Annotated in this window: 19 protein-coding genes; 9 read left to right on the top strand and 10 right to left on the bottom strand. The window is 68.5% G+C overall.

Features of this window, described 5'->3' with window-relative positions; genetic code table 11:
* The first annotated feature begins 188 nt into the window (after positions 1–188).
* Both BME24068_RS00760 and BME24068_RS00755 read left to right on the top strand, forming a co-directional pair.
* Complete coding sequence (locus BME24068_RS00760) at positions 189–1,103, top strand: sterol desaturase family protein (protein WP_174924879.1); 915 nt, start codon at positions 189–191, stop codon at positions 1,101–1,103.
* Positions 1,104–1,186: 83 nt separating this feature from the next.
* Positions 1,187–2,323 (top strand): SGNH/GDSL hydrolase family protein, encoded by a 1,137-nt coding sequence (locus BME24068_RS00755; protein ID WP_174924878.1) that lies wholly within the window; start codon positions 1,187–1,189, stop codon positions 2,321–2,323.
* A 90-nt stretch (positions 2,324–2,413) separates the two neighbouring features.
* Here BME24068_RS00755 and BME24068_RS00750 read toward each other — a convergent pair whose 3' ends face one another.
* The 6 genes from BME24068_RS00750 to pyk all read right to left on the bottom strand — a co-directional run bounded on the left by BME24068_RS00750 (position 2,414) and on the right by pyk (position 9,208).
* Positions 2,414–3,442 carry an L-threonylcarbamoyladenylate synthase gene (locus BME24068_RS00750; RefSeq protein WP_174924877.1) on the bottom strand — a complete coding sequence of 343 codons (1,029 nt, stop codon included), beginning with the start codon at positions 3,440–3,442 and terminating at the stop codon, positions 2,414–2,416.
* 11 nt (positions 3,443–3,453) lie between these two features.
* Complete coding sequence (locus tag BME24068_RS00745; protein ID WP_174924876.1) at positions 3,454–4,647, bottom strand: 5-(carboxyamino)imidazole ribonucleotide synthase; 1,194 nt, start codon at positions 4,645–4,647, stop codon at positions 3,454–3,456.
* Between the two features lie 85 nt (positions 4,648–4,732).
* Complete coding sequence (gene purE, locus BME24068_RS00740) at positions 4,733–5,254, bottom strand: 5-(carboxyamino)imidazole ribonucleotide mutase (protein WP_096507193.1); 522 nt, start codon at positions 5,252–5,254, stop codon at positions 4,733–4,735.
* Positions 5,255–5,271: 17 nt separating this feature from the next.
* Complete coding sequence (locus BME24068_RS00735; RefSeq protein WP_174924875.1) at positions 5,272–6,162, bottom strand: phosphoribosylaminoimidazolesuccinocarboxamide synthase; 891 nt, start codon at positions 6,160–6,162, stop codon at positions 5,272–5,274.
* A 243-nt stretch (positions 6,163–6,405) separates the two neighbouring features.
* On the bottom strand, positions 6,406–7,470 hold the full coding sequence (fba, locus tag BME24068_RS00730) for a class II fructose-bisphosphate aldolase (protein WP_174924874.1): 1,065 nt from the start codon (positions 7,468–7,470) through the stop codon (positions 6,406–6,408).
* Between the two features lie 301 nt (positions 7,471–7,771).
* Positions 7,772–9,208, bottom strand: a complete 1,437-nt coding sequence (gene pyk / locus BME24068_RS00725) for a pyruvate kinase (RefSeq protein ID WP_096507190.1) — start codon at positions 9,206–9,208, stop codon at positions 7,772–7,774.
* On the opposite strand from pyk, the gene BME24068_RS35235 reads away from it, so the two are divergent.
* Positions 9,207–9,335 carry a hypothetical protein gene (locus BME24068_RS35235; RefSeq protein ID WP_257785637.1) on the top strand — a complete coding sequence of 43 codons (129 nt, stop codon included), beginning with the start codon at positions 9,207–9,209 and terminating at the stop codon, positions 9,333–9,335. The genes pyk and BME24068_RS35235 overlap by 2 nt on opposite strands.
* A gap of 157 nt (positions 9,336–9,492) precedes the next feature.
* Here the strand turns inward: BME24068_RS35235 and BME24068_RS00720 are convergent, their stop codons facing one another.
* The 3 genes from BME24068_RS00720 to BME24068_RS00710 form a co-directional block, all read right to left on the bottom strand.
* Entirely contained in the window at positions 9,493–10,689 is a 1,197-nt protein-coding gene (locus BME24068_RS00720) for a phosphoglycerate kinase (protein ID WP_096507189.1), read from the bottom strand.
* 281 nt (positions 10,690–10,970) lie between these two features.
* Complete coding sequence (locus BME24068_RS00715; protein ID WP_174924873.1) at positions 10,971–11,294, bottom strand: AzlD domain-containing protein; 324 nt, start codon at positions 11,292–11,294, stop codon at positions 10,971–10,973.
* On the bottom strand, positions 11,291–12,046 hold the full coding sequence (locus BME24068_RS00710; protein WP_174924872.1) for an AzlC family ABC transporter permease: 756 nt from the start codon (positions 12,044–12,046) through the stop codon (positions 11,291–11,293). Before BME24068_RS00710 ends, BME24068_RS00715 begins: the two co-directional genes overlap by 4 nt.
* Before the next feature lie 206 nt (positions 12,047–12,252).
* Here BME24068_RS00710 and BME24068_RS00705 point away from each other — a divergent pair, with 206 nt between their 5' ends.
* From BME24068_RS00705 to BME24068_RS00680, 6 genes are all read left to right on the top strand, one after another.
* Positions 12,253–13,176, top strand: coding sequence for a branched-chain amino acid transaminase (locus BME24068_RS00705; protein WP_096507186.1), 924 nt, complete (start codon positions 12,253–12,255; stop codon positions 13,174–13,176).
* Positions 13,177–13,227: 51 nt separating this feature from the next.
* The gene (locus BME24068_RS00700) at positions 13,228–13,422 is read left to right on the top strand and encodes a zinc-finger domain-containing protein (RefSeq protein ID WP_006482499.1); all 195 of its coding nucleotides are present in this window, start codon (positions 13,228–13,230) and stop codon (positions 13,420–13,422) included.
* Between the two features lie 140 nt (positions 13,423–13,562).
* Entirely contained in the window at positions 13,563–14,600 is a 1,038-nt protein-coding gene (gene waaF / locus BME24068_RS00695) for a lipopolysaccharide heptosyltransferase II (RefSeq protein ID WP_096507185.1), read from the top strand.
* Positions 14,601–14,715: 115 nt separating this feature from the next.
* Positions 14,716–15,162: a nuclear transport factor 2 family protein gene (locus BME24068_RS00690; RefSeq protein WP_096507184.1), complete on the top strand. Its 447-nt coding sequence runs from the start codon at positions 14,716–14,718 to the stop codon at positions 15,160–15,162.
* 33 nt (positions 15,163–15,195) lie between these two features.
* Positions 15,196–16,233, top strand: coding sequence for a hydrolase (locus BME24068_RS00685; protein WP_096507183.1), 1,038 nt, complete (start codon positions 15,196–15,198; stop codon positions 16,231–16,233).
* Positions 16,226–16,819 carry a DUF2946 family protein gene (locus BME24068_RS00680; protein WP_096507182.1) on the top strand — a complete coding sequence of 198 codons (594 nt, stop codon included), beginning with the start codon at positions 16,226–16,228 and terminating at the stop codon, positions 16,817–16,819. The genes BME24068_RS00685 and BME24068_RS00680 overlap by 8 nt, the downstream gene beginning before the upstream one ends.
* Positions 16,820–16,862: 43 nt before the next feature.
* On the opposite strand, the gene BME24068_RS00675 is transcribed toward BME24068_RS00680, so the two are convergent.
* Positions 16,863–18,557, bottom strand: a complete 1,695-nt coding sequence (locus tag BME24068_RS00675) for a M48 family metalloprotease (RefSeq protein WP_174924871.1) — start codon at positions 18,555–18,557, stop codon at positions 16,863–16,865.
* Positions 18,558–18,745: the final 188 nt, after the last annotated feature.

Genomic DNA, 18,745 nt, shown 5'->3' with positions numbered 1-18,745 from the left:
AAAACGGGGCCACACCGCCCGCGCCCGTGCCGCGCGGCTTCCGTAGAAACCCTGTCCTCAGAGGGAACCCTCTACGCTGCCCCCTCGCCTAGCGCGTGGCGATTGCGTAGGCTGTTGGCCTGACCGATATCTACAACGGGCCACGCGCCCGGCCTCACGGCTTGCAGGGGAAAGGAGGAGACACGTCCATGCGATTCGACGTCGAATTGCTTCTGCTCGCGCTGGCGCCCGTCTTCCTGCTTTGCATCGGCTGGGAAGCCTGGCACCTCGCCCGCACACGTGCGCAGGACCCTGTCTATGCGTGGCGCGACACGCTGTGCAACGCGGCGCTCGCGCTGATGCACCAGGGCGCCGACAAGCTCGCGTGGCTGTTCGTGATTCCCGTTTATGCGTACTGCTACACGCATTTCCGGCTGTTCACGTGGCACGACGGCTGGCTGTCGTTCGCCGTGCTGTTCGTCGGGCAGGACCTGCTCTACTACGTGTTCCATCGCGCGAGCCATCGCGTGCGCTGGCTGTGGGCCGCGCACGTCGTGCACCACTCGTCCGAGCGAATGAATTTCTCGACCGCGTTCCGGCAGAGCCTGATGTATCCCGTCGCCGGCATGTGGGTGTTCTGGCTGCCGCTGGCGCTGCTCGGCTTTCCGCCGCAGCAGATCGTCGGCGTCGTGCTGATCAATCTCGCGTTCCAGTTCTTCGTGCACACGCAGGCGATCGGCAAGCTCGGCTGGCTCGAATACGTGCTCAACACGCCGTCGATCCATCGCGCGCATCACGCGCGCAATCCGCGCTACATCGACCGCAATTACGCAGGTGTACTCGTGATCTGGGATCGCCTGTTCGGCAGCTACGTCGAGGAATCGCCCGACGACCCGCCGCAATACGGAATCGTCGAGCCGCTGGGCTCGAACAACCCGCTCGTCGCGACGTTTCACGAGTGGGTGTCGATGGCGGCCGACGCGTTGCACGTCGAAGGATGGCGCAACAAGCTGCGCGCGATTTTCGGCCCGCCCGAATGGGCGAGCGCTTATCATGCGCAGATCGCCGAGGCCGCAAACCACGATCCGCGCACCACGCCGCTTGCGGCCGTGCGCGACCAATAAACCGCTTCAGCCAACGGCCGCCGCGCAGCCTTTACCCGAGGAGACACGCGGCAGATGGGCCATATCTACGAGGAGATCCATCGATGCAATCACAACAACGCACCCCGTCGCGCAACCGGCAACGCCTGCTGCGCACCGCGCAGGTCGCGATCGCGGGCGCCGCGCTCGCATTGCTCGCCGCATGCGGCGGCGGCGACGACAACAACAGCAGCGCATCGAACACGCCGCCGTCCGGCGTACAGATGCAGATCGTCTCGTTCGGCGACAGCCTGTCGGACACCGGCACCTACTCGCAGATCAAGCTCGGCTTCGGCGGCGGCCGCTTCACGACCAACCCCGGCCAGGTATGGACGCAGGACGTCGCGCAGTACTACGGCGACACGCTGCAGCCCGCGAACCAGGGCGGCTTCGGCATTCCGCTGCAGGCCACGGGCGGCCTCGGCTATGCACAGGGCGGCTCGCGCGTGACGCTGCAGCCGGGCATCGGCCACGCGGATGCGAGCGTGCCGAACGCGGACTACGCGCAGGCCACCACGACGCCGATCGCCGACCAGGTCAAGCAATACCTGTCGCAGCACGGCAGCTTCAACGCAGGCCAGATCGTGCTGATCAACGGCGGCGCGAACGACATCTTCTATCAGGCGCAAGTCGCGCAGGCGCAAGGCAACACGCCGGCAGCCCAACTCGCGGCCGCCCAGGCGATCGGCCTGGCCGCGCAGCAGCTCGCCGCCCTCGTCCAGCAGATCGTCGCGTCCGGCGCGACGCACGTGTTCGTCGCGAACGTGCCGGACATCGGCGGCACGCCGCTCGCGCTGCAGGGCGGCACGCAGGCCGCGTTCACGCAACTGTCGGGGCTGTTCAACCAGACGCTGGTCGGCACGCTGGCCGCGCTGAAGGTCGACGCGACGAAGTATGCGGTGGTCGATTCGTTCACGTGGCAGGACGGCATCGCGGCCAACTACCAGGCGAACGGCTTCACCGTGTCGAACACCGACACCGCGTGCAACCTGAAGGCGATGGTCGCGGCGGCAACGCAATACGGCGTCGCGGACGCGAGCGCTTTCGGCTCGTCGCTGTTCTGCTCGCCGCAGACCTACACGACCGCCAACGCGGACCAGACCTACATGTTCGCCGATACGGTCCACCCGACGACGCATCTGCACGCGCTGTTCGCGCAGTACGTCGAGAAGCAGATCGCGGCATCGGGCGTCGGCAAGTAAGCGACCCGCCGCGCGCGCAAACGAAAACGCCCGACCGGTTCGTGAACCGGTCGGGCGTTTTTTGTTCGTGGCCGGTCGAGGCCGGCTGCGTCAGTCGCGCGCTTCGAATGCCGCGGCCGCACGGCCGAGGCGATCGTTGACGGCGATCCACTCGACGGTCTCGGGCAGCTTCTCGACGAGAATGCGCGCGACCTGCGCACGATCGAGCGCACGCAGCATGCCGTACAGATCGCGCGCATAGGCCCGCGGATCTTCCGGCGCCGCGACGAAATGCACGCCGTCGGCCTGCGCCCAATGCCCCGCGCGCGATGCGCGTGCGACCAGCGCGACGCGTTCGCCATCGGTCTGCGCGGCCGCGAGCAGCGCCTCGAGCGCGTCGAACGGCAGCAGCGCGAGCGGCGTGCGCGGCGCGTAATGCGCCTTCAGCGTGCCGGACGCGCGCGGTGCGGTCGCGTCGCTGCCGTCGGGCAGTTGCGGCGCGCGGCCGAGCACGTCGGCAATCTGCCGCGGCGTCACGTGGCCCGGGCGCAGCAGCGCCGGGAAGCCGCGCGACAGATCGAGAATCGTCGACTCGATGCCGACTTCGGATGCGCCGCCGTCGAGCACGTGCACCGTGTCGCCGAATTCGTCGCGCACGTGCTGCGCCGTGGTCGGGCTCACATGCCCGAACCGGTTCGCGGACGGCGCGGCCACCCCGCCGTGGCCGCCGCGCCGCGCGCTGAACGCGGCCAGCAGCGCCTGCGCGACCGGATGCGACGGGCAGCGCAACCCGACCGAATCCTGCCCGCCGCTCACGGCGTCCGGAATGCGCGCATGGCGCTTCAGGATCAGCGTCAGCGGGCCCGGCCAGAACGCAGCGATCAGCGCCCGCGCATCGGCGGGCAGGTCGGCGGCCCAGTAGCCCGGATCGCCACCGGGCGGCAGATGCACGATCACCGGATGGTTCGCGGGGCGCCCTTTCGCCGCGTAGATGCGCGCGACGGCCTCGGGGTTCGCCGCATCGCCGCCGAGCCCGTAGACGGTTTCGGTCGGGAACGCGACGAGTTGCCCCGCGTCGAGCAGCGCGGCGGCCGCGTCGATCTGTGCAGGCGTCACGCCATTCGGGAGATCGATGGACATCGGCCGGCGCCTCAGTCGAGCGGCACGTGCAGCAGCTGCGCGCACGCGGTGGCCGCGGCGGCGGCTTCGTCGCGCGTCTCGGCCGTGAAGTTCACGTGGCCCATCTTGCGGCCGACGCGCGCGTCTTCCTTGCCGTACAGATGCAGGTGCGCGGCCGGCATCGCGGCGACGGTGTCCCACGGCGGCGTGACGGCCTCGGCCGCACCGTTCGGGAACCACACGTCGCCGAGGATGTTCAGCATCGCGGCCGGCGAATGCTGGCGCGGATTGCCGAGCGGCATGCGCGTCATCGCGCGCACCTGCTGCTCGAACTGGCTCGTTGCGCACGCATCGACCGTGTAGTGGCCGGAATTGTGCGGGCGCGGCGCCATCTCGTTCGCGACGAACGAGCCGTCTTCCAGCACGAAGAATTCGACGCACAGCACGCCGACGTAGCCGAGCGTATCGGCGATCCGCACGGCGGCCTGCTGCGCTTCTGCGACGCGCGCGGCATCGGCGGCCGGCGCCGGCACGATCGTCAGCGCGAGGATGCCGTTGTGGTGCACGTTCTGCGCGAGCGGGAACGCGGCCGAGCGGCCGTCAGCGCCACGCGCGATCAGCGCCGACACTTCGTATTTCAGCGGCAGGCGTTTTTCGAGCACGCATGCCACGCCGCCGAACGCTGCATGCGCATCGCGCGCTTCCCGCGCGGTGCTCACGCGCACCTGGCCCTTGCCGTCGTAGCCGAGCCGTGCCGTCTTCAGGATGCCCGGCAGCACCGCGTCGAGCGCGGCATCGTCGAGCGCGGCGAGCGCCGCGGCCGATTCGATCACGACGTGCGGTGCGACCGGCACGCCCGAGGCTTCGATGAACCGCTTCTCCGCGATCCGGTCCTGCGCGACCGCGACGCAGCGGCCCGCCGGCGCGACGAACGTCGTGCGCGCGAGGAAATCGAGGCTCGCGGCCGGCACGTTCTCGAATTCCGTCGACACGGCATCGCACAGTTCCGCCAGCTCGGCGAGTGCGGCTTCGTCGTCGTAGGCTGCGCGCAGGTGACGGTCGGCGACCGCGCCGGCCGGGCTCGTCGGATCGGGATCGAGCACGGCGACGCGATAGCCCATCGACTGGGCGGCAAAGCAGAACATGCGGCCGAGCTGGCCACCGCCGACCATGCCAAGCCACGCGCCGGGCAGGATCGGGGAAACGGAATCAGGAGTTGCGGTCATGTCAGTGATCGGTCGCGGCGGGCGCTGCCCGCCGCAGTAGGAGGGTCAAGCGGCCGCTGGAATGGCAGGGCGGCCGCCGGTGCCGTCATGCCAGCGGCGGCAGCACCATCGCGTGCGCGGCTTCGTTCTGGCGCACGCGGAACGCGGCAAGCCGGTTCGCGTAGTCGACCGACGTGACGGACAGGATCGACACCGCGAACAGCGCCGCATTCGCCGCGCCGGCCTCGCCGATCGCGAACGTCGCGACCGGCACGCCCTTCGGCATCTGAACGATCGAGTGCAGCGAATCGACGCCCTTCAGGTACTTGCTCGCGACCGGCACGCCGAGCACCGGCACCGTGGTCTTCGCGGCCAGCATGCCGGGCAGGTGCGCGGCGCCGCCGGCGCCCGCGATGATCGCGCGCAGCCCGCGCTCGCGCGCCTTCTCCGCGTAGTCGAACATCTCGTCGGGCATCCGGTGCGCGGACACGACCTTCGCTTCGTACGGCACGCCGAATTCCTGCAGGATCGCGACCGCGTTCTTCATCACGTCCCAGTCGGAGCTCGAGCCCATCAGCACGCCGACGAGCGGCGCGCTGTGCGTGTGGGCGGTCTGGACTTCACTCATTTCGTACGTTCCTTCTGTCAGGCAAGCGGCTGGCCGGTGATGCGCTCGAGCGCTTCCTGATACTTCGCGGCCGTCTTCTCGACGACGTCGGCCGGCAGCGCCGGCGCCGGCGCGGTCTTGCCCCACGGCTGCGCCTCGAGCCAGTCGCGCACGAACTGCTTGTCGAACGACGGCGGGTTCGTGCCGACCTGATACTGGTCGGCCGGCCAGAAGCGCGACGAATCGGCCGTCAGCACTTCGTCCATCAGGTACAGCTTGCCGTGGTTGTCGAGACCGAATTCGAACTTCGTGTCGGCGATGATGATGCCGCGCGTCGCCGCGTAGTCGGCCGCTTCCTTGTACAGCTTGATCGAGATGTCGCGGATCGTCGCGGCCAGCTCGGTGCCGATGCGGCGCTCGGTTTCCTCGAACGTGATGTTCTCGTCATGCTCGCCGAGCTCGGCCTTCGCGGCCGGCGTGAAGATCGGCTCCGGCAGCTTCTGCGCGTTCTGCAGCCCTGCCGGCAGTTGCACGCCGCACACCGAGCCCGACGCCTGGTATTCCTTCCAGCCGCTGCCGGCCAGGTAGCCGCGCACGACCGCTTCGATCATGATCGGCTCGAGGCGCTTGACGACCGCCGCGCGGCCCTTGACCTGCTCGACCTCGTCGGCCGCGACGACCGCTTCCGGCGCGTCGCCCGTCAGGTGGTTCGGCACGATGTGCGCGAGCTTGTCGAACCAGAAGTTCGCCATCTGGTTCAGCACGCGGCCCTTGTTCGGAATCGGCTCGCCCATGATCACGTCGAATGCCGACAGACGGTCGGTCGTGACGATCAGGAGCTTGTCGTTGCCGACCGCGTAGTTGTCGCGGACCTTGCCGCGACCGAGGAGCGGCAGCGAGCGGAGCGTGGATTCGTAGAGGGTAGACATCGTCTTTTCGCAGATAAGGAGCCAAACAAAAAGGGAAACGCCGTTCCCCGCGGCAGGCGGGAACGGCGGTCTTGCAATACGTCGGCGAACCGGCCGGGACGGCGCCCGGGCGGTTGCCGGCCGGCCCTCGTTCGGCCGGACGGAACGGCTGCCCGGGGCCGGATCGGATCCGGCAACCGGGCTGCCCGCCCCTGCCCGATGACGGAACCGGGCAGCATCGGGCGGGGCAATCGTACTACAGTCTCAGCGCACGACCTGCGCGAGCGCGCCGGACTTGTACTGTTCGGCGATCTTGTCGAGCGACACCGGCTTGATCTTGCCGGCCTGGCCTTCGCAACCGAACGCGAGGTAGCGGTCGACGCAAACCTTCTTCGCCGCTTCGCGCGCGGGCTTCAGGTAGTCGCGCGGATCGAACTTGCCCGGGTTCTCGAACATGTAGCGGCGGATCGCACCGGTGATCGCGAGACGCAGGTCGGTGTCGATGTTGATCTTGCGCACGCCGTGCTTGATGCCTTCCTGGATTTCCTCGACCGGCACGCCGTAGGTTTCCTTCATGTCGCCGCCGAATTCGCGGATCTCGGCCAGCAGTTCCTGCGGCACCGACGACGAACCGTGCATCACCAGGTGCGTGTTCGGGATGCGCGCGTGGATTTCCTTGATGCGCTGGATCGACAGGATGTCGCCCGTCGGCTTCTTCGAGAACTTGTACGCGCCGTGCGACGTACCGATCGCGATCGCGAGCGCATCGCACTGCGTGAGCTTCACGAAGTCGGCGGCCTGCTCCGGATCGGTCAGCAGCTGCTCGCGGGTCATCGTGCCTTCCGCGCCGTGGCCGTCTTCCTTGTCGCCCTTCATCGTCTCGAGCGAGCCGAGCACGCCGAGTTCGGCTTCGACCGTCACGCCGATCGAGTGCGCCATTTCGACGACCTTGCGCGACACGTCGACGTTGTACTCGTACGACGCAACCGTCTTGCCGTCGGCTTCGAGCGAGCCGTCCATCATCACGCTCGTGAAGCCGCTGCGGATCGCGCCCATGCAGACCGCCGGCGACTGGCCGTGATCCTGGTGCATCACGACCGGGATGTGCGGATACGACTCGACCGCCGCTTCGATCAGGTGGCGCAGGAACGGCTCGCCCGCGTACTTACGCGCGCCGGCCGATGCCTGCATGATCACGGGCGCGCCGACCTGGTCCGCCGCCGCCATGATCGCCTGGACTTGCTCCAGGTTGTTCACGTTGAAGGCCGGCAGGCCGTAACCGTGCTCTGCCGCGTGGTCCAGCAATTGACGCATTGATACGAGAGGCATTGTGGAACTCCTTGGAATGAAAACCGGTGCGCCCTGACGCCGGCGCGGCGCTCGCTCCCGGCAAAACCGGGGTGGCGCGGCGCGGCTGAGCGTCGAATAGCCGCATTTTATCGCGAAGCGCCTCCGATTCCGACCGCCAGGCGGCGCGTGCTCGCAATTTGTTACCTTCGCACGGCACAATCCGGGCAAAAAACAGAAAAAAAGCCGCGCGGGGCATCGTACCCCGCGCGGCTTTCGTCAAAAACGGTGCCCGATCAGTTCGGGCGGCCGGCCGATCGACCGGCCGGTGGCACGCCGACGTTCAATAATGCTCGCCGACGCGCACGATCTTCAGCGTGTTGGTGCCGCCCGCCTGCCCCATCGGCTCGCCGACGGTCAGCACGACCATGTCGCCGTGCTGGACGTAGCCCTGCTTGACGACGATCTCGAGCGCGGCCTGCAGCGCCGAGTCGCGGTCGCTGTTGAAGTCGACGTGCAGCGGCGTCACGTTGCGGTACAGCGCCATCGTGCGCTCGCTGCCGACGCGCGGCGTCAGCGCGAAGATCGGCACGTGCGTGTAGTGACGCGACATCCACAGCGCGGTCGCGCCCGATTCGGTCAGCGCGATGATCGCCTTCGCGCCCAGGTGGTAGGCGGTGAACAGCGCGCCCATCGCGATCGACTGGTCGATCCGCGTGAACGTTCGGTCGAGGAAATCCTTGTCCAGCTCGACCTCTTCGGACTTTTCCGCCTCGACGCACACGGCCGCCATCGTTTCGATCGTGACGACCGGGTACTTGCCGGCGGCCGTCTCGGCCGACAGCATCACCGCGTCGGTGCCGTCGAGCACCGCGTTCGCGACGTCCGACACTTCCGCGCGGGTCGGCACGGGCGCGTGGATCATCGATTCCATCATCTGCGTCGCGGTGATCACGAGCTTGTTCGACTCGCGCGCCATCCGGATCATCCGCTTCTGCAGCGCCGGCACCGCCGCGTTGCCCACTTCCACCGCGAGGTCGCCGCGCGCGACCATGATGCCGTCGGACGCGTCGAGAATGCTCTGCAGCGCCGGAATCGCTTCCGCGCGCTCGATCTTCGCGATCATCTTCGGCTTGATGCCGTACGGCGCGCCCGCGATGTTCGCGAGCTGGCGCGCCATTTCCATGTCGGTCGCGTTCTTCGGGAACGACACCGCGACCAGATCCGCGCCGAGCGACATCGCCGTGCGGATGTCTTCCATGTCCTTCGCGGTCAGCGCGGGCGCCGACAGGCCGCCGCCCTGGCGGTTGATCCCCTTGTTGTTCGACAGCTCGCCGCCCACCTTGACGATCGTATGGATCTCTTCGCCGAGCACGCGCTCGACGGTCAGCACGATCAGGCCGTCGTTCAGCAGCAGCAGGTCGCCCGGCTTCAGGTCACGCGGCAGCTCCTTGTAGTCGAGGCCGACCCGCTCGTCGTTGCCGAGCTCGCAGCCCGCGTCGAGGATGAAGGCCTGGCCCGGCACGAGCGTCGTCTTGCCGTTCTCGAACTTGCCGACGCGAATCTTCGGGCCCTGGAGGTCGGCCATGATCGCGATCTCGCGGCCGACCTTGCGGGCGGCCTCGCGCACCATGTCGGCGCGCTGGCGGTGATCGTCGGCCGTGCCGTGCGAAAAATTGAGCCGCACGACGTCGAGGCCCGCCTGCATCATCTGCAGCAGAATCTCCGGCGAACTGGAAGCCGGGCCGATCGTGGCGACTATCTTGGTGGCGCGCTGCATGAAACTCCTCATCTGGATCAAGGTGGATGCGCTGGGTGAAACGCTGCGAGAGCCGGAGTCGGCAGGCCCAGCGGCGGCCGTTCCGGGGGGCGTGCCGGTACTTGCGTCCGGCATCGCTTTGTTCTGAATCTCGTGGTGCTGCACGGCCGCGTCGCCGGCGGCCGCCGGTGCGCGCGGGGCTGAGTTCGCCCGCGCGGGCGCGCGTTTGCGCTTGCCCGCGCCGGCCGGCTGCTCCGCTTTCGCGGAGCGCGCGGCCTTGGTCAACCCTGCGCGCGCCGCCACGCTCAGGCCGCCCGCGTTTCGAGCACTTCCACCGCCGGCAGCTTCTTCCCCTCGAGGAACTCGAGGAAGGCGCCGCCGCCCGTCGAGATGTAGCTGACCTGGTCGTGGATGCCGTACTTCGCGATGGCCGCGAGCGTGTCGCCGCCGCCCGCGATCGAGAACGCGGACGATTTGGCGATCGCTTCGGCGAGCGTCTTGGTGCCGTTGCCGAACTGGTCGAATTCGAATACGCCGACCGGACCGTTCCACACGATCGTGCCGGCCTTCTCGAGCTGGCTGGCGAGCGCCTTGGCCGTATCCGGGCCGATGTCGAGGATCATGTCGTCCGCTTCGATGTCGGCGACCTGCTTCACCGTGGCCGCAGCCGTCGGCGAGAATTCCTTGGCCGTCACGACGTCGGTCGGGATCGGCACCGACGCGCCGCGCTCGCGCGCTTCGTCGATGATCGCCTTCGCCTCGGCGACGAGATCGGCTTCCGCGAGCGACTTGCCGATCGGCAGGCCGGCCGCGAGCATGAACGTGTTGGCGATGCCGCCGCCGACGATCAGCTGGTCGACCTTCCCGGCCAGCGACTTGAGGATGGTCAGCTTGGTCGACACCTTCGAACCCGCGACGATCGCGACCAGCGGACGCGCCGGGTTGCCGAGCGCCTTGCCGAGCGCGTCGAGTTCGGCGGCCAGCAGCGGGCCCGCGCACGCGACCGGCGCGTACTTCGCGATCCCGTGGGTGGTCGCTTCCGCGCGGTGCGCGGTGCCGAACGCGTCGTTCACGTACACGTCGCAGAGCTTCGCCATCTTCTGCGCGAGCTCGTCGGAATTCTTCTTCTCGCCCTTGTTCACGCGGCAGTTCTCGAGCAGCACGACCTGGCCCGGCGCGACGTTCACGCCGTTCTCGACCCAGTTGGAGACGAGCGGCACATCGCGGCCGAGCAGTTCGGCGAGGCGCTTCGCGACCGGCGCGAGCGAGTCTTCCGGCTTGAATTCGCCTTCGGTCGGACGGCCGAGGTGCGACGTGACCATCACGGCCGCGCCGGCGTCGAGCGCGGCCTGGATGGCCGGCACGGACGCGCGTACGCGCGTGTCCTCGGTGATGTTGCCGTGATCGTCCTGCGGGACGTTCAGGTCGGCGCGGATGAACACCCGCTTGCCGGCAAGCTGGCCGGCGGCGATCAGGTCGGTAAGACGCTTGACTTGGCTCATGTTGAACAGATTGAAGTAGTGGATGGGGAAAGGGGGTTCACGCTGAAACGTGCGCGGGCTGCCGCGAAAGGGCGCCGGATGCGGCCGTGGCTGGCGGTTCGCATGACGCGCACGGGTAAAAAATCTCGAACGGGCATTCTAGCCGATCCACCCGGCAGACTGACCCGCGCGGCGGCGAATTCCGCCTATTTGGGATCGTGTGCGATGTCCGACACATTGCCGCAACGCAACAATGCAGGCATCCGGGCGGCCCGCGCACGGCGGGCCGGCACGGCGAAGCGTCAGAAGATCAACCGCAGCACGGTGAAGACGAGCATCCCGATGATGATCGTGCCGAGCATGCTGCGCCGCCACAAAAACCATCCGAGGCCGGCGAGCGCCGCATAGAACGGATGGTTGGACAGCGCGAACGAGATTCCGGCGGGCGTTTCGAGCACGTCCGGCAGCACGACCGCGACGAGCGCGGCGGCCGGCGCATAGCGCAGCGCGCGTTGCGCGCGCTCGGGCAGCACGGTGCGTTCGCCGCCGATCAGGAACAGCGCGCGCGTGACCGCCGTGACGATCGTCATCCCGACGATGACGATCCAGATGTCGGTCGCGCTCATTCGATTTCCTTTTCGTGCACGGTTTCGGTGCGGATGCGCCGCCAGTCGGCGCGTTCGACGAAGAAATCGGCCGTGCAGCCGGCGGCGAGCGCGGCGAGCACCGCGAGCGGCAGCGCGAGCCGGTACGGCAGGTCGAACGCGATCAGCGACACGATGCCCGCGACCGCGACGGCCGCGAGCGTCGAGCGGTTCGCGACCGCCGCCACCATGATCGGAATCAGCGCGAGCGTGCCGGCCAGCTCCAGCCCCCAGCTCGCGGGAAAGAAGCTCGCGAGGAGGATGCCGGCGAGCGACGACACCTGCCACGACACCCAGCTCGCGAGCGCCATCCCCCAGAAGTACGCTTCCTTGCCCGGCACGTGGCCGTATGCGAAGCCCTGTTTCTGGAACAGCAGGTAGATCACGTCGCCGTTGAAATAGCCGATCGCGAGGCGCCGCCACAGCGGCAGGTAGGAAAAATGGGGAGCAAGCCCGGCGCTGAAGATCACGAACCGCATGTTGACCATCGCGGCCGTGAGCAGGACCGTCCAGATCGGCAGCTTCGCGACGAGGAGCGGCAGCACCGCGAGTTGCGACGAGCCCGCGTAGACGAAGATCGACATCGCGCTCGCCTGGCCGAGCGTCATCACCGATTTGCTCATCGCGATGCCGGTGACGAGCCCCCAGGACAGGATCGCCATCAACGTCGGGGAATAGTCGCGCGCGCCCTGGATCAGCGCGAAGCGGTCGGTGGCGGACAATCGAGCGAGCATGGGAAAGCGGGCCGCAGCGGGCGGTTCGTCCGGGCTCCGGCGTCTCCTGCCGGCACGGCCCGTCGTTATTGGAATCGGTGCCGGACGATTATAGCGCCGGCCCCGCGCCGACCGACCGGCTCAACCCCAAATGACGCTAAAATAAGCGTCTTTCCGGCTCAACGCCGCACACCACCCGCAGCACCCACTGCTTCCAGGAGAATCCTATGTCAATGGCCGACCGCGACGGCAAGATCTGGATGGACGGCAAGCTGATCGACTGGCGCGACGCCAAGATCCACGTCCTGACCCATACGCTGCACTACGGCATGGGCGTCTTCGAAGGCGTGCGTGCATACAAGACGGCCGACGGCGCCACCGCGATCTTCCGCCTGCCCGAGCACACGAAACGTCTGCAGAATTCGGCGAAGATCTTCCAGATGGACGTGCCGTTCGATCGCGAGACGCTCGAAGCCGCGCAGCTCGAAGTCGTGCGCGAGAACAAGCTCGAGTCGTGCTACCTGCGCCCGATCATCTGGGTCGGCTCGGAAAAGCTCGGCGTGTCGGCGAAGGGCAACACGATCCACGTCGCGATCGCCGCATGGCCGTGGGGCGCGTACCTCGGCGAGGACGGCCTCGCGAAAGGCATCCGTGTGAAGACGTCGTCGTTCACGCGCCACCACGTGAACGTGTCGATGGTGCGCGCGAAGGCGTCGGGCTGGTACGTGAACTCGATCCTCGCGAACCAGGAAGCGACCGCCGACGGCTACGACGAAGCACTGCTGCTCGACGTCGACGGCTACGTGTCGGAAGGCTCGGGCGAGAACTTCTTCCTGGTCAACAACGGCAAGCTGTACACGCCCGACCTGGCGTCGTGCCTCGACGGCATCACGCGCGACACGGTCATCACGCTCGCGAAGGACGCCGGCATCGAGGTGATCGAGAAGCGCATCACGCGCGACGAGGTCTACACGGCCGACGAAGCGTTCTTCACGGGCACGGCCGCCGAAGTCACGCCGATCCGCGAACTCGACAACCGCACGATCGGCAGCGGCGCACGCGGCCCGGTCACCGAAAAGCTCCAGTCGGCATTCTTCGATATCGTGTCGGGCAAGAACGCGAAATACGCGCACTGGCTGACGAAGGTCTGAGCGCGCTACCGCACCGACCGCCCCCACAAAAGAGTGATAAGAGAACGTCTCATGAGTGAAATCAAGGAAATGCCGCTGGTCGAGCTGACGGCCAAGGATCTTCCCGCCTACTGCCCGAACCCGGCCATGACGCGCTGGAACGCGCATCCGCGCGTGTTCATCGACGTCTCGCACGGCGAAGCGCGCTGCCCGTATTGCGGCACGCGCTACAAGCTGCGCGACGGCGAGGTGGTCAAGGGCCACTGAGCCCGGTCGGCCGGGCCTGCGGGCCCGCCGCTCGCGAGGCGGCGCCGCCGGACATCCGGCGCGCCGCCCTTTTCCTGTTCTGACAACCCGAACGCGGCGCCCGCGCGCCGTGCTTCATTACGACATCGGAAGTCGACCTGATGCGTCGAGCGCTGGTTATCGCACCGAACTGGATCGGTGACGCATTGATGGCGCAGCCGCTTTTTGCGCTGCTGAAGAAACTCCATCCCCGTATCGCGATCGATGCCGTCGCGCCCACCTGGGTCGCGCCCGTACTCGAGCGGATGCCCGAGATCCACGATGTCTACGCGACCGATCTCGCGCACGGCAAGCTGCAGTTGCTGCGTCGCTGGCAGCTCGCGAGCGACCTGCGCGACGTCGGCTACGACGCGGCGTACGTGCTGCCGAATTCGCTGAAGTCGGCGGTGATCCCGTGGCTCGCGAACATTCCGCTGCGGATCGGCTACACGGGCGAGCACCGCTACGGACTGTTGAACGTGCGGCACGCGAACCCCGACAAGTCGGGCGAGCGTCCGCCGATGACGACCCACTACGCGGCGCTCGCATACGCGCCGGGCGCGAAGCTGCCCGAGTCGATGAAGACGCTGCCGCCGCCGCGCCTCGACGCCGACCTGAACGAGACGGCGCGCGTCTCCGCGCGCTTCAATCTCGATACGCGCAAGCCGCTCGTCGTGTTCTGCCCCGGCGCGGAATACGGCCCGGCCAAGCGCTGGCCGCCCGAGCACTTCGCGACGCTCGCGACGATCGTCCACCAGTCGTTCCCGTACACGCAGATCGTCGCGCTCGGCTCGCCGAAGGATTCGGCCGCCGCGCAGGCGATCGCCGACCACGCGCCGAACGTGCGGAACCTGTGCGGGCAGACGTCGCTGTCCGAGGCCTGCGCGCTGATCGCGCGTGCGAACGGAGTCGTCACCAACGATTCGGGGCTGATGCACGTCGCCGCCGCGCTGCGCCGGCCGCTCGTCGCGTTGTACGGATCGACCGATCCGCGCCACACCCCTCCGCTGTCGGAGCTGGCGAAGGTACAATGGCTGCATCTCGAATGCAGTCCCTGCTTCGAACGCGAGTGCCCGCTTGGCCATCTGAACTGCCTGCGCGAACTCGGTCCCGAGCAGGTATTCGGCGATTTGCGCGGCATGCTCGTCGGGCAGCGCTGACCCTGGCCGGCAGCGTCGCACGACGCGCCGGGCAATCCGATTCACCGGTGTACGGCGGCCTCACGCGGGCCGCCGTGCTGAATACGGCGCGCGACGCGCGCGAGAGATAACCCCGATGCCACGTTTTGCCCGCCTCTTCGAAGCCGCTGCCGATACGCTGAACGCCTACTACCAGGCCGTCGCCGATGCCAATCTCGACGCGCTGCTGGGGTTGTGGATCGACGAGGATTTCGCCAGTTGCGTCTGGGCCGACGGCGAGCATCTGCACGGCCTCGACCAGATCCGCAGCGGGCTGGCCAACCGGCTCGCGACGCGTCCGGTGACGATCGAACCGCTCGACATCCGCGTGTACGACAGCCTCGGCACCGTCGTCTACACGATCGCCGAAGCGCATCAGCAGGCCGACCTGACGGCCGACCCCGACATGGTTTTCGCCACGTACGTGATGATCCACGAACGCGGCGAGTGGCGCATCGCGCACATCCACGCGAGCCCGATTCCCGAACAAGCGGCCGGACAATTCGCCGCGAAGATCCGTCACGGGCAGGGTCCGCTGCACTGACGAAGAACGAAGCAACGCATTAGCGGGGCGATCATGAGTACGGCTTCTCCGCCCACCTCGCCGCTGACCGGGGCCCCGGCCCCCGACGACGATTCACTGCGCTATCGCGCACCACGCTGGCTGCCGAACAGCCATGCGCAAACCATCGTGCCCGCCCTGTTCGCGCGGCGCCCGGCCGTCGCATACCGGCGCGAGCGCTGGGAAACACCCGACCACGACTTCATCGATCTCGACTGGGTCGCGCATCTCGACAGCGCGGCACCGCCGCCCGATGCGCCGCTGTTCGTGCTGTTCCACGGCCTCGAAGGCAGTTCCGGCTCGCACTACGCGCTTGCGATGATGGCCGCCGCGCGCGCGAAGGGCTGGCATGCGGTCGTCCCGCACTTTCGCAGTTGCAGCGGCGAGATCAACCGGCAGCCGCGGTTCTACCATCTCGCCGACAGCGCCGAGGTCGACTGGATCCTGCGCCGGCTCGCCGCGCAGCATCGCGGGCCGATCGTCGCGGCCGGCGTGTCGCTCGGCGGCAACGTGCTGCTGCGCTGGCTCGGCGAGCACCGCAGCGACACGTCGATCGTGCACGCCGCCGCCGCGATCTCGACGCCGATCGACGTGCATGCGGGCGGCCGCGCGCTGTCGCAGGGCTTCGCGATGGTCTATACGCGCAGCTTCCTGAAGACGCTCAAGCGCAAGGCGCTCACGAAACTCGATCAGTATCCGGGGCTGTTCGATCGCGACGCGATGCTGCGCGCCGTGACGATGCGCGACTTCGACGAAGTCGTGACTGCGCCGCTGCACGGCTTCGCGGATGCAGACGATTACTGGACACAGGCGACGACCCGCCCGCTGCTGCCCGCGATCGACGTCCCGACGCTGATTCTCAACGCCCGCAACGATCCGTTCCTGCCCGAATCCGCGCTGCCGAGCACCGCCGACGTCTCGCCGGCCGTCGAACTCGACCAGCCCGCGCACGGCGGCCATGCGGGATTCATGACCGGGCCGTTCCCCGGCCGCCTCGACTGGCTGTCGGCGCGGGTGTTCGGCTATTGCTCGAAATTCGTCGACCATGGATGACATCGTCAGGCAGTCACTCGCCAAATGGCCGAACGTGCCGCACTGCACCGGCTGGTTGCTGCTCGACCGGCGCGGCGAATGGCGGCTGCGCGACGACGCCGCGCAGGCCGCCGGCGAACTCGGCTCGCCGATCCGGCACGCGGCGCTGAACGCGTTCATCGGACGCAATTACGAATGCGATGCGCACGGCCAGTGGTTCTTCCAGAACGGGCCGCAGCGCGTGTACGTCGAGCTCGCCTATACGCCGTGGGTCGTGCGCCTCGCCGAGCGCGACGGACAGCTCACGCTCGCCGACCAGACGGGTACGCCGTTCGAACCGGACGCCGCGTGGCTCGACGATGCAGGCGGCGTGCTGTTTCGCGACGCGGGCACGCCGCCGCGCGTCGCGGCACTGCACGACCATGACCTCGGCCTGTTCGCCGATCATGCGGACTTCGACGCGACACCGCCCGTGCTGCGCTGGCGCGACGGGCGCACGCTGCCGCTCGGCAGTCTCGCGTGCGCCGACGTGCCTGCGGCGTTCGGCTTCGTCGCAAGTCCCGCGCAGCGGGCGCGCGACGCAGCCGATGGCGGCAGCGAAAGCTGAAGCGCGCCCCGCCCTGCCACCGCCACTGCCCGCTTGACGGCCGCTACCCGCGGCCGTTCTTCTCGTCCTCGCGCTCTTCCTTGTAGCGCGCCTCGAATTCCAGCAGCCGCGCGCCGATGATCGACTGGTCGTAGAACGACACGTCCTTCGCGTCGCGCGCTTCCTTCAACTGCCGGATCGCCGACGGCCACGCACCGTCGAGCGCCAGTTTCTCCGCAAGCGCGCGGCGCCGCGCGAGCACGTCGCCCTTGCCGTCGCTCGCCTTCGCGAGGTAGTTCCACCAGTCCGGCTGCTCCGGGTCCGCTTTCGCCTGCGTGCGCGCGAGCGCCTGCGCTTCGGCGAAGCGGCGGGCGGCCAGCAGCGCCTGCAGATGCGCGACGATCGCCGCGTGCGACGCCGGCCAGCGGTGCTGCGCGAGCGCCGCGAGCCGCACCGCGTCGTCGGTCCGGCCCGCGCCGCGGGCGATGTCGGCGGCCAGCACGTCGAGGCTCGGCGAGCTCGCGTCCGGATCGTCCTCGCGCCGCTCGCGCGCATCGAACGCACTGCGTGCCGATGCGAGCGCCTTGTCGGCCGCGTCGTACTGGCCGAGCAGCGTGTTCGCGAGCGCGATGCCGTACTCGTTCGCCGCGACGTTCGGCGCGGTGCGCTCGTCGATCTCGAGCTGCATCCGGTGCGCCTCGGCCGCGATGTCGGTCGGCGCGCGGTTCTGCAGGATCCGCAGCCGCGCCCGCACGAAGCCGTATTCGGCCGACTGGCGCGGCTGCCGGTACGGCGCGCGGCGCGCGCGATCCTCCATGTCGGCGATCCGTTCGCCCGTCAGCGGGTGCGTGCGGGCATAGGCCGGCACCCCCGCGTCGCCCATCGACGCGCGATCGAGCCGCTCGAAGAAGCCCGGCATGCCGTACGGGTCATAGCCTGCGCCCGCGAGCAGCTGGAAGCCGACGCGATCGGCCTCGCGCTCGGCCGAACGCGAAAAACGCAGCTGGTTGTCGACCGCATACGCCTGCCCGCCCACCGCGATCGCGCTGCCGAGATCGCCGCTTCTCGCGAGCACGCCAGCCAGCACGCCGAGCAGCATCGTCGCGAGCGCGGTGTAGCCGGTCTTCTCGTTCGCGCCGATCATCCGGGCGATGTGCCGCTGCAGCACGTGCCCCATCTCGTGGCCGACCACCGATGCGAGCTCCGACTCCGTCTGCGTCGTCACCACCAGCCCGCTGTTGATCCCGATGAAGCCGCCCGGCATCGAGAATGCGTTGATCTGCGGATCGCGCACCGGGAACAGTTCGAAGTCCGGCGTGTAGCCGCCGATGAAGCGCGCCGCGGCTGCGGCCGCGAGCCGCGCCGCCATCGCGTTCAGGTAGTCGCGCACCAGCCAGTCGTCCAGATAGTCCGGGTCGCGCCGCACCTCGCGCATCACGCGCTCGCCGAGACGGCGCTCGGCCTGCGGCGTCAGCGAGCCGCCGGAGCCGTCGCCGAGATCGGGCAGCTCCAGCGCGCGCAGCGGTGCACGCAGGTTCGCAGCGGGCGCCGATGTGCCGCCGGCGCCCGAGAAGCGGCTTTCCGCGCCGCCGTACGTGCCGAATACGCCGGTCGCGATGCCGGACGGCACCGTGGAAATCGACGGCGCCGCGTCGGTCGCCGGCTCGAGCGGCGGCGCGGACGCGCGCTGTGCATGGCTGCTCGGCGGTAGCACGAGCGCCGCCGACAGCAACACGGCAAGCAACGGTTTGACACGCATGGCAGGTTGAAAGCGACGCCGTCCCGCGCGCCCGGCACGCTTCACGGCGTTTGGTCTGAAGATTCCGGTCATTGTAACGGTGCGATCACGACTGTTTCGTGCGGCGGACGGGTGTTCTGCGCCCCCGGCGTCACGCATGCCGCTGCTATGATAGGCGCCCGTTGAAACGTTGCATGCGACCGCGGCAC

The organism is Burkholderia anthina, assembly GCF_902498995.1.
Taxonomy (GTDB): domain Bacteria; phylum Pseudomonadota; class Gammaproteobacteria; order Burkholderiales; family Burkholderiaceae; genus Burkholderia; species Burkholderia anthina.
This window is presented reverse-complemented; position numbering and strand designations above follow the sequence as displayed.

What these genes read in the sequence shown, in the direction of transcription:
- BME24068_RS00720 (WP_096507189.1), bottom strand. Translation starts at nt 10,689, where the DNA reads ATGAGCCAAGTCAAGCGTCTTACCGACCTGATCGCCGCCGGCCAGCTT.
- BME24068_RS00700 (WP_006482499.1), top strand. Translation starts at nt 13,228, where the DNA reads ATGAGTGAAATCAAGGAAATGCCGCTGGTCGAGCTGACGGCCAAGGAT.
- BME24068_RS00680 (WP_096507182.1), top strand. Translation starts at nt 16,226, where the DNA reads ATGGATGACATCGTCAGGCAGTCACTCGCCAAATGGCCGAACGTGCCG.
- BME24068_RS00755 (WP_174924878.1), top strand. Translation starts at nt 1,187, where the DNA reads ATGCAATCACAACAACGCACCCCGTCGCGCAACCGGCAACGCCTGCTG.
- fba (WP_174924874.1), bottom strand. Translation starts at nt 7,470, where the DNA reads ATGCCTCTCGTATCAATGCGTCAATTGCTGGACCACGCGGCAGAGCAC.
- BME24068_RS35235 (WP_257785637.1), top strand. Translation starts at nt 9,207, where the DNA reads ATGAAACTCCTCATCTGGATCAAGGTGGATGCGCTGGGTGAAACGCTG.
- BME24068_RS00735 (WP_174924875.1), bottom strand. Translation starts at nt 6,162, where the DNA reads ATGTCTACCCTCTACGAATCCACGCTCCGCTCGCTGCCGCTCCTCGGT.
- BME24068_RS00690 (WP_096507184.1), top strand. Translation starts at nt 14,716, where the DNA reads ATGCCACGTTTTGCCCGCCTCTTCGAAGCCGCTGCCGATACGCTGAAC.
- pyk (WP_096507190.1), bottom strand. Translation starts at nt 9,208, where the DNA reads ATGCAGCGCGCCACCAAGATAGTCGCCACGATCGGCCCGGCTTCCAGT.
- BME24068_RS00705 (WP_096507186.1), top strand. Translation starts at nt 12,253, where the DNA reads ATGTCAATGGCCGACCGCGACGGCAAGATCTGGATGGACGGCAAGCTG.
- waaF (WP_096507185.1), top strand. Translation starts at nt 13,563, where the DNA reads ATGCGTCGAGCGCTGGTTATCGCACCGAACTGGATCGGTGACGCATTG.
- BME24068_RS00750 (WP_174924877.1), bottom strand. Translation starts at nt 3,442, where the DNA reads ATGTCCATCGATCTCCCGAATGGCGTGACGCCTGCACAGATCGACGCG.
- BME24068_RS00710 (WP_174924872.1), bottom strand. Translation starts at nt 12,046, where the DNA reads ATGCTCGCTCGATTGTCCGCCACCGACCGCTTCGCGCTGATCCAGGGC.
- BME24068_RS00685 (WP_096507183.1), top strand. Translation starts at nt 15,196, where the DNA reads ATGAGTACGGCTTCTCCGCCCACCTCGCCGCTGACCGGGGCCCCGGCC.
- purE (WP_096507193.1), bottom strand. Translation starts at nt 5,254, where the DNA reads ATGAGTGAAGTCCAGACCGCCCACACGCACAGCGCGCCGCTCGTCGGC.
- BME24068_RS00675 (WP_174924871.1), bottom strand. Translation starts at nt 18,557, where the DNA reads ATGCGTGTCAAACCGTTGCTTGCCGTGTTGCTGTCGGCGGCGCTCGTG.
- BME24068_RS00745 (WP_174924876.1), bottom strand. Translation starts at nt 4,647, where the DNA reads ATGACCGCAACTCCTGATTCCGTTTCCCCGATCCTGCCCGGCGCGTGG.
- BME24068_RS00715 (WP_174924873.1), bottom strand. Translation starts at nt 11,294, where the DNA reads ATGAGCGCGACCGACATCTGGATCGTCATCGTCGGGATGACGATCGTC.
- BME24068_RS00760 (WP_174924879.1), top strand. Translation starts at nt 189, where the DNA reads ATGCGATTCGACGTCGAATTGCTTCTGCTCGCGCTGGCGCCCGTCTTC.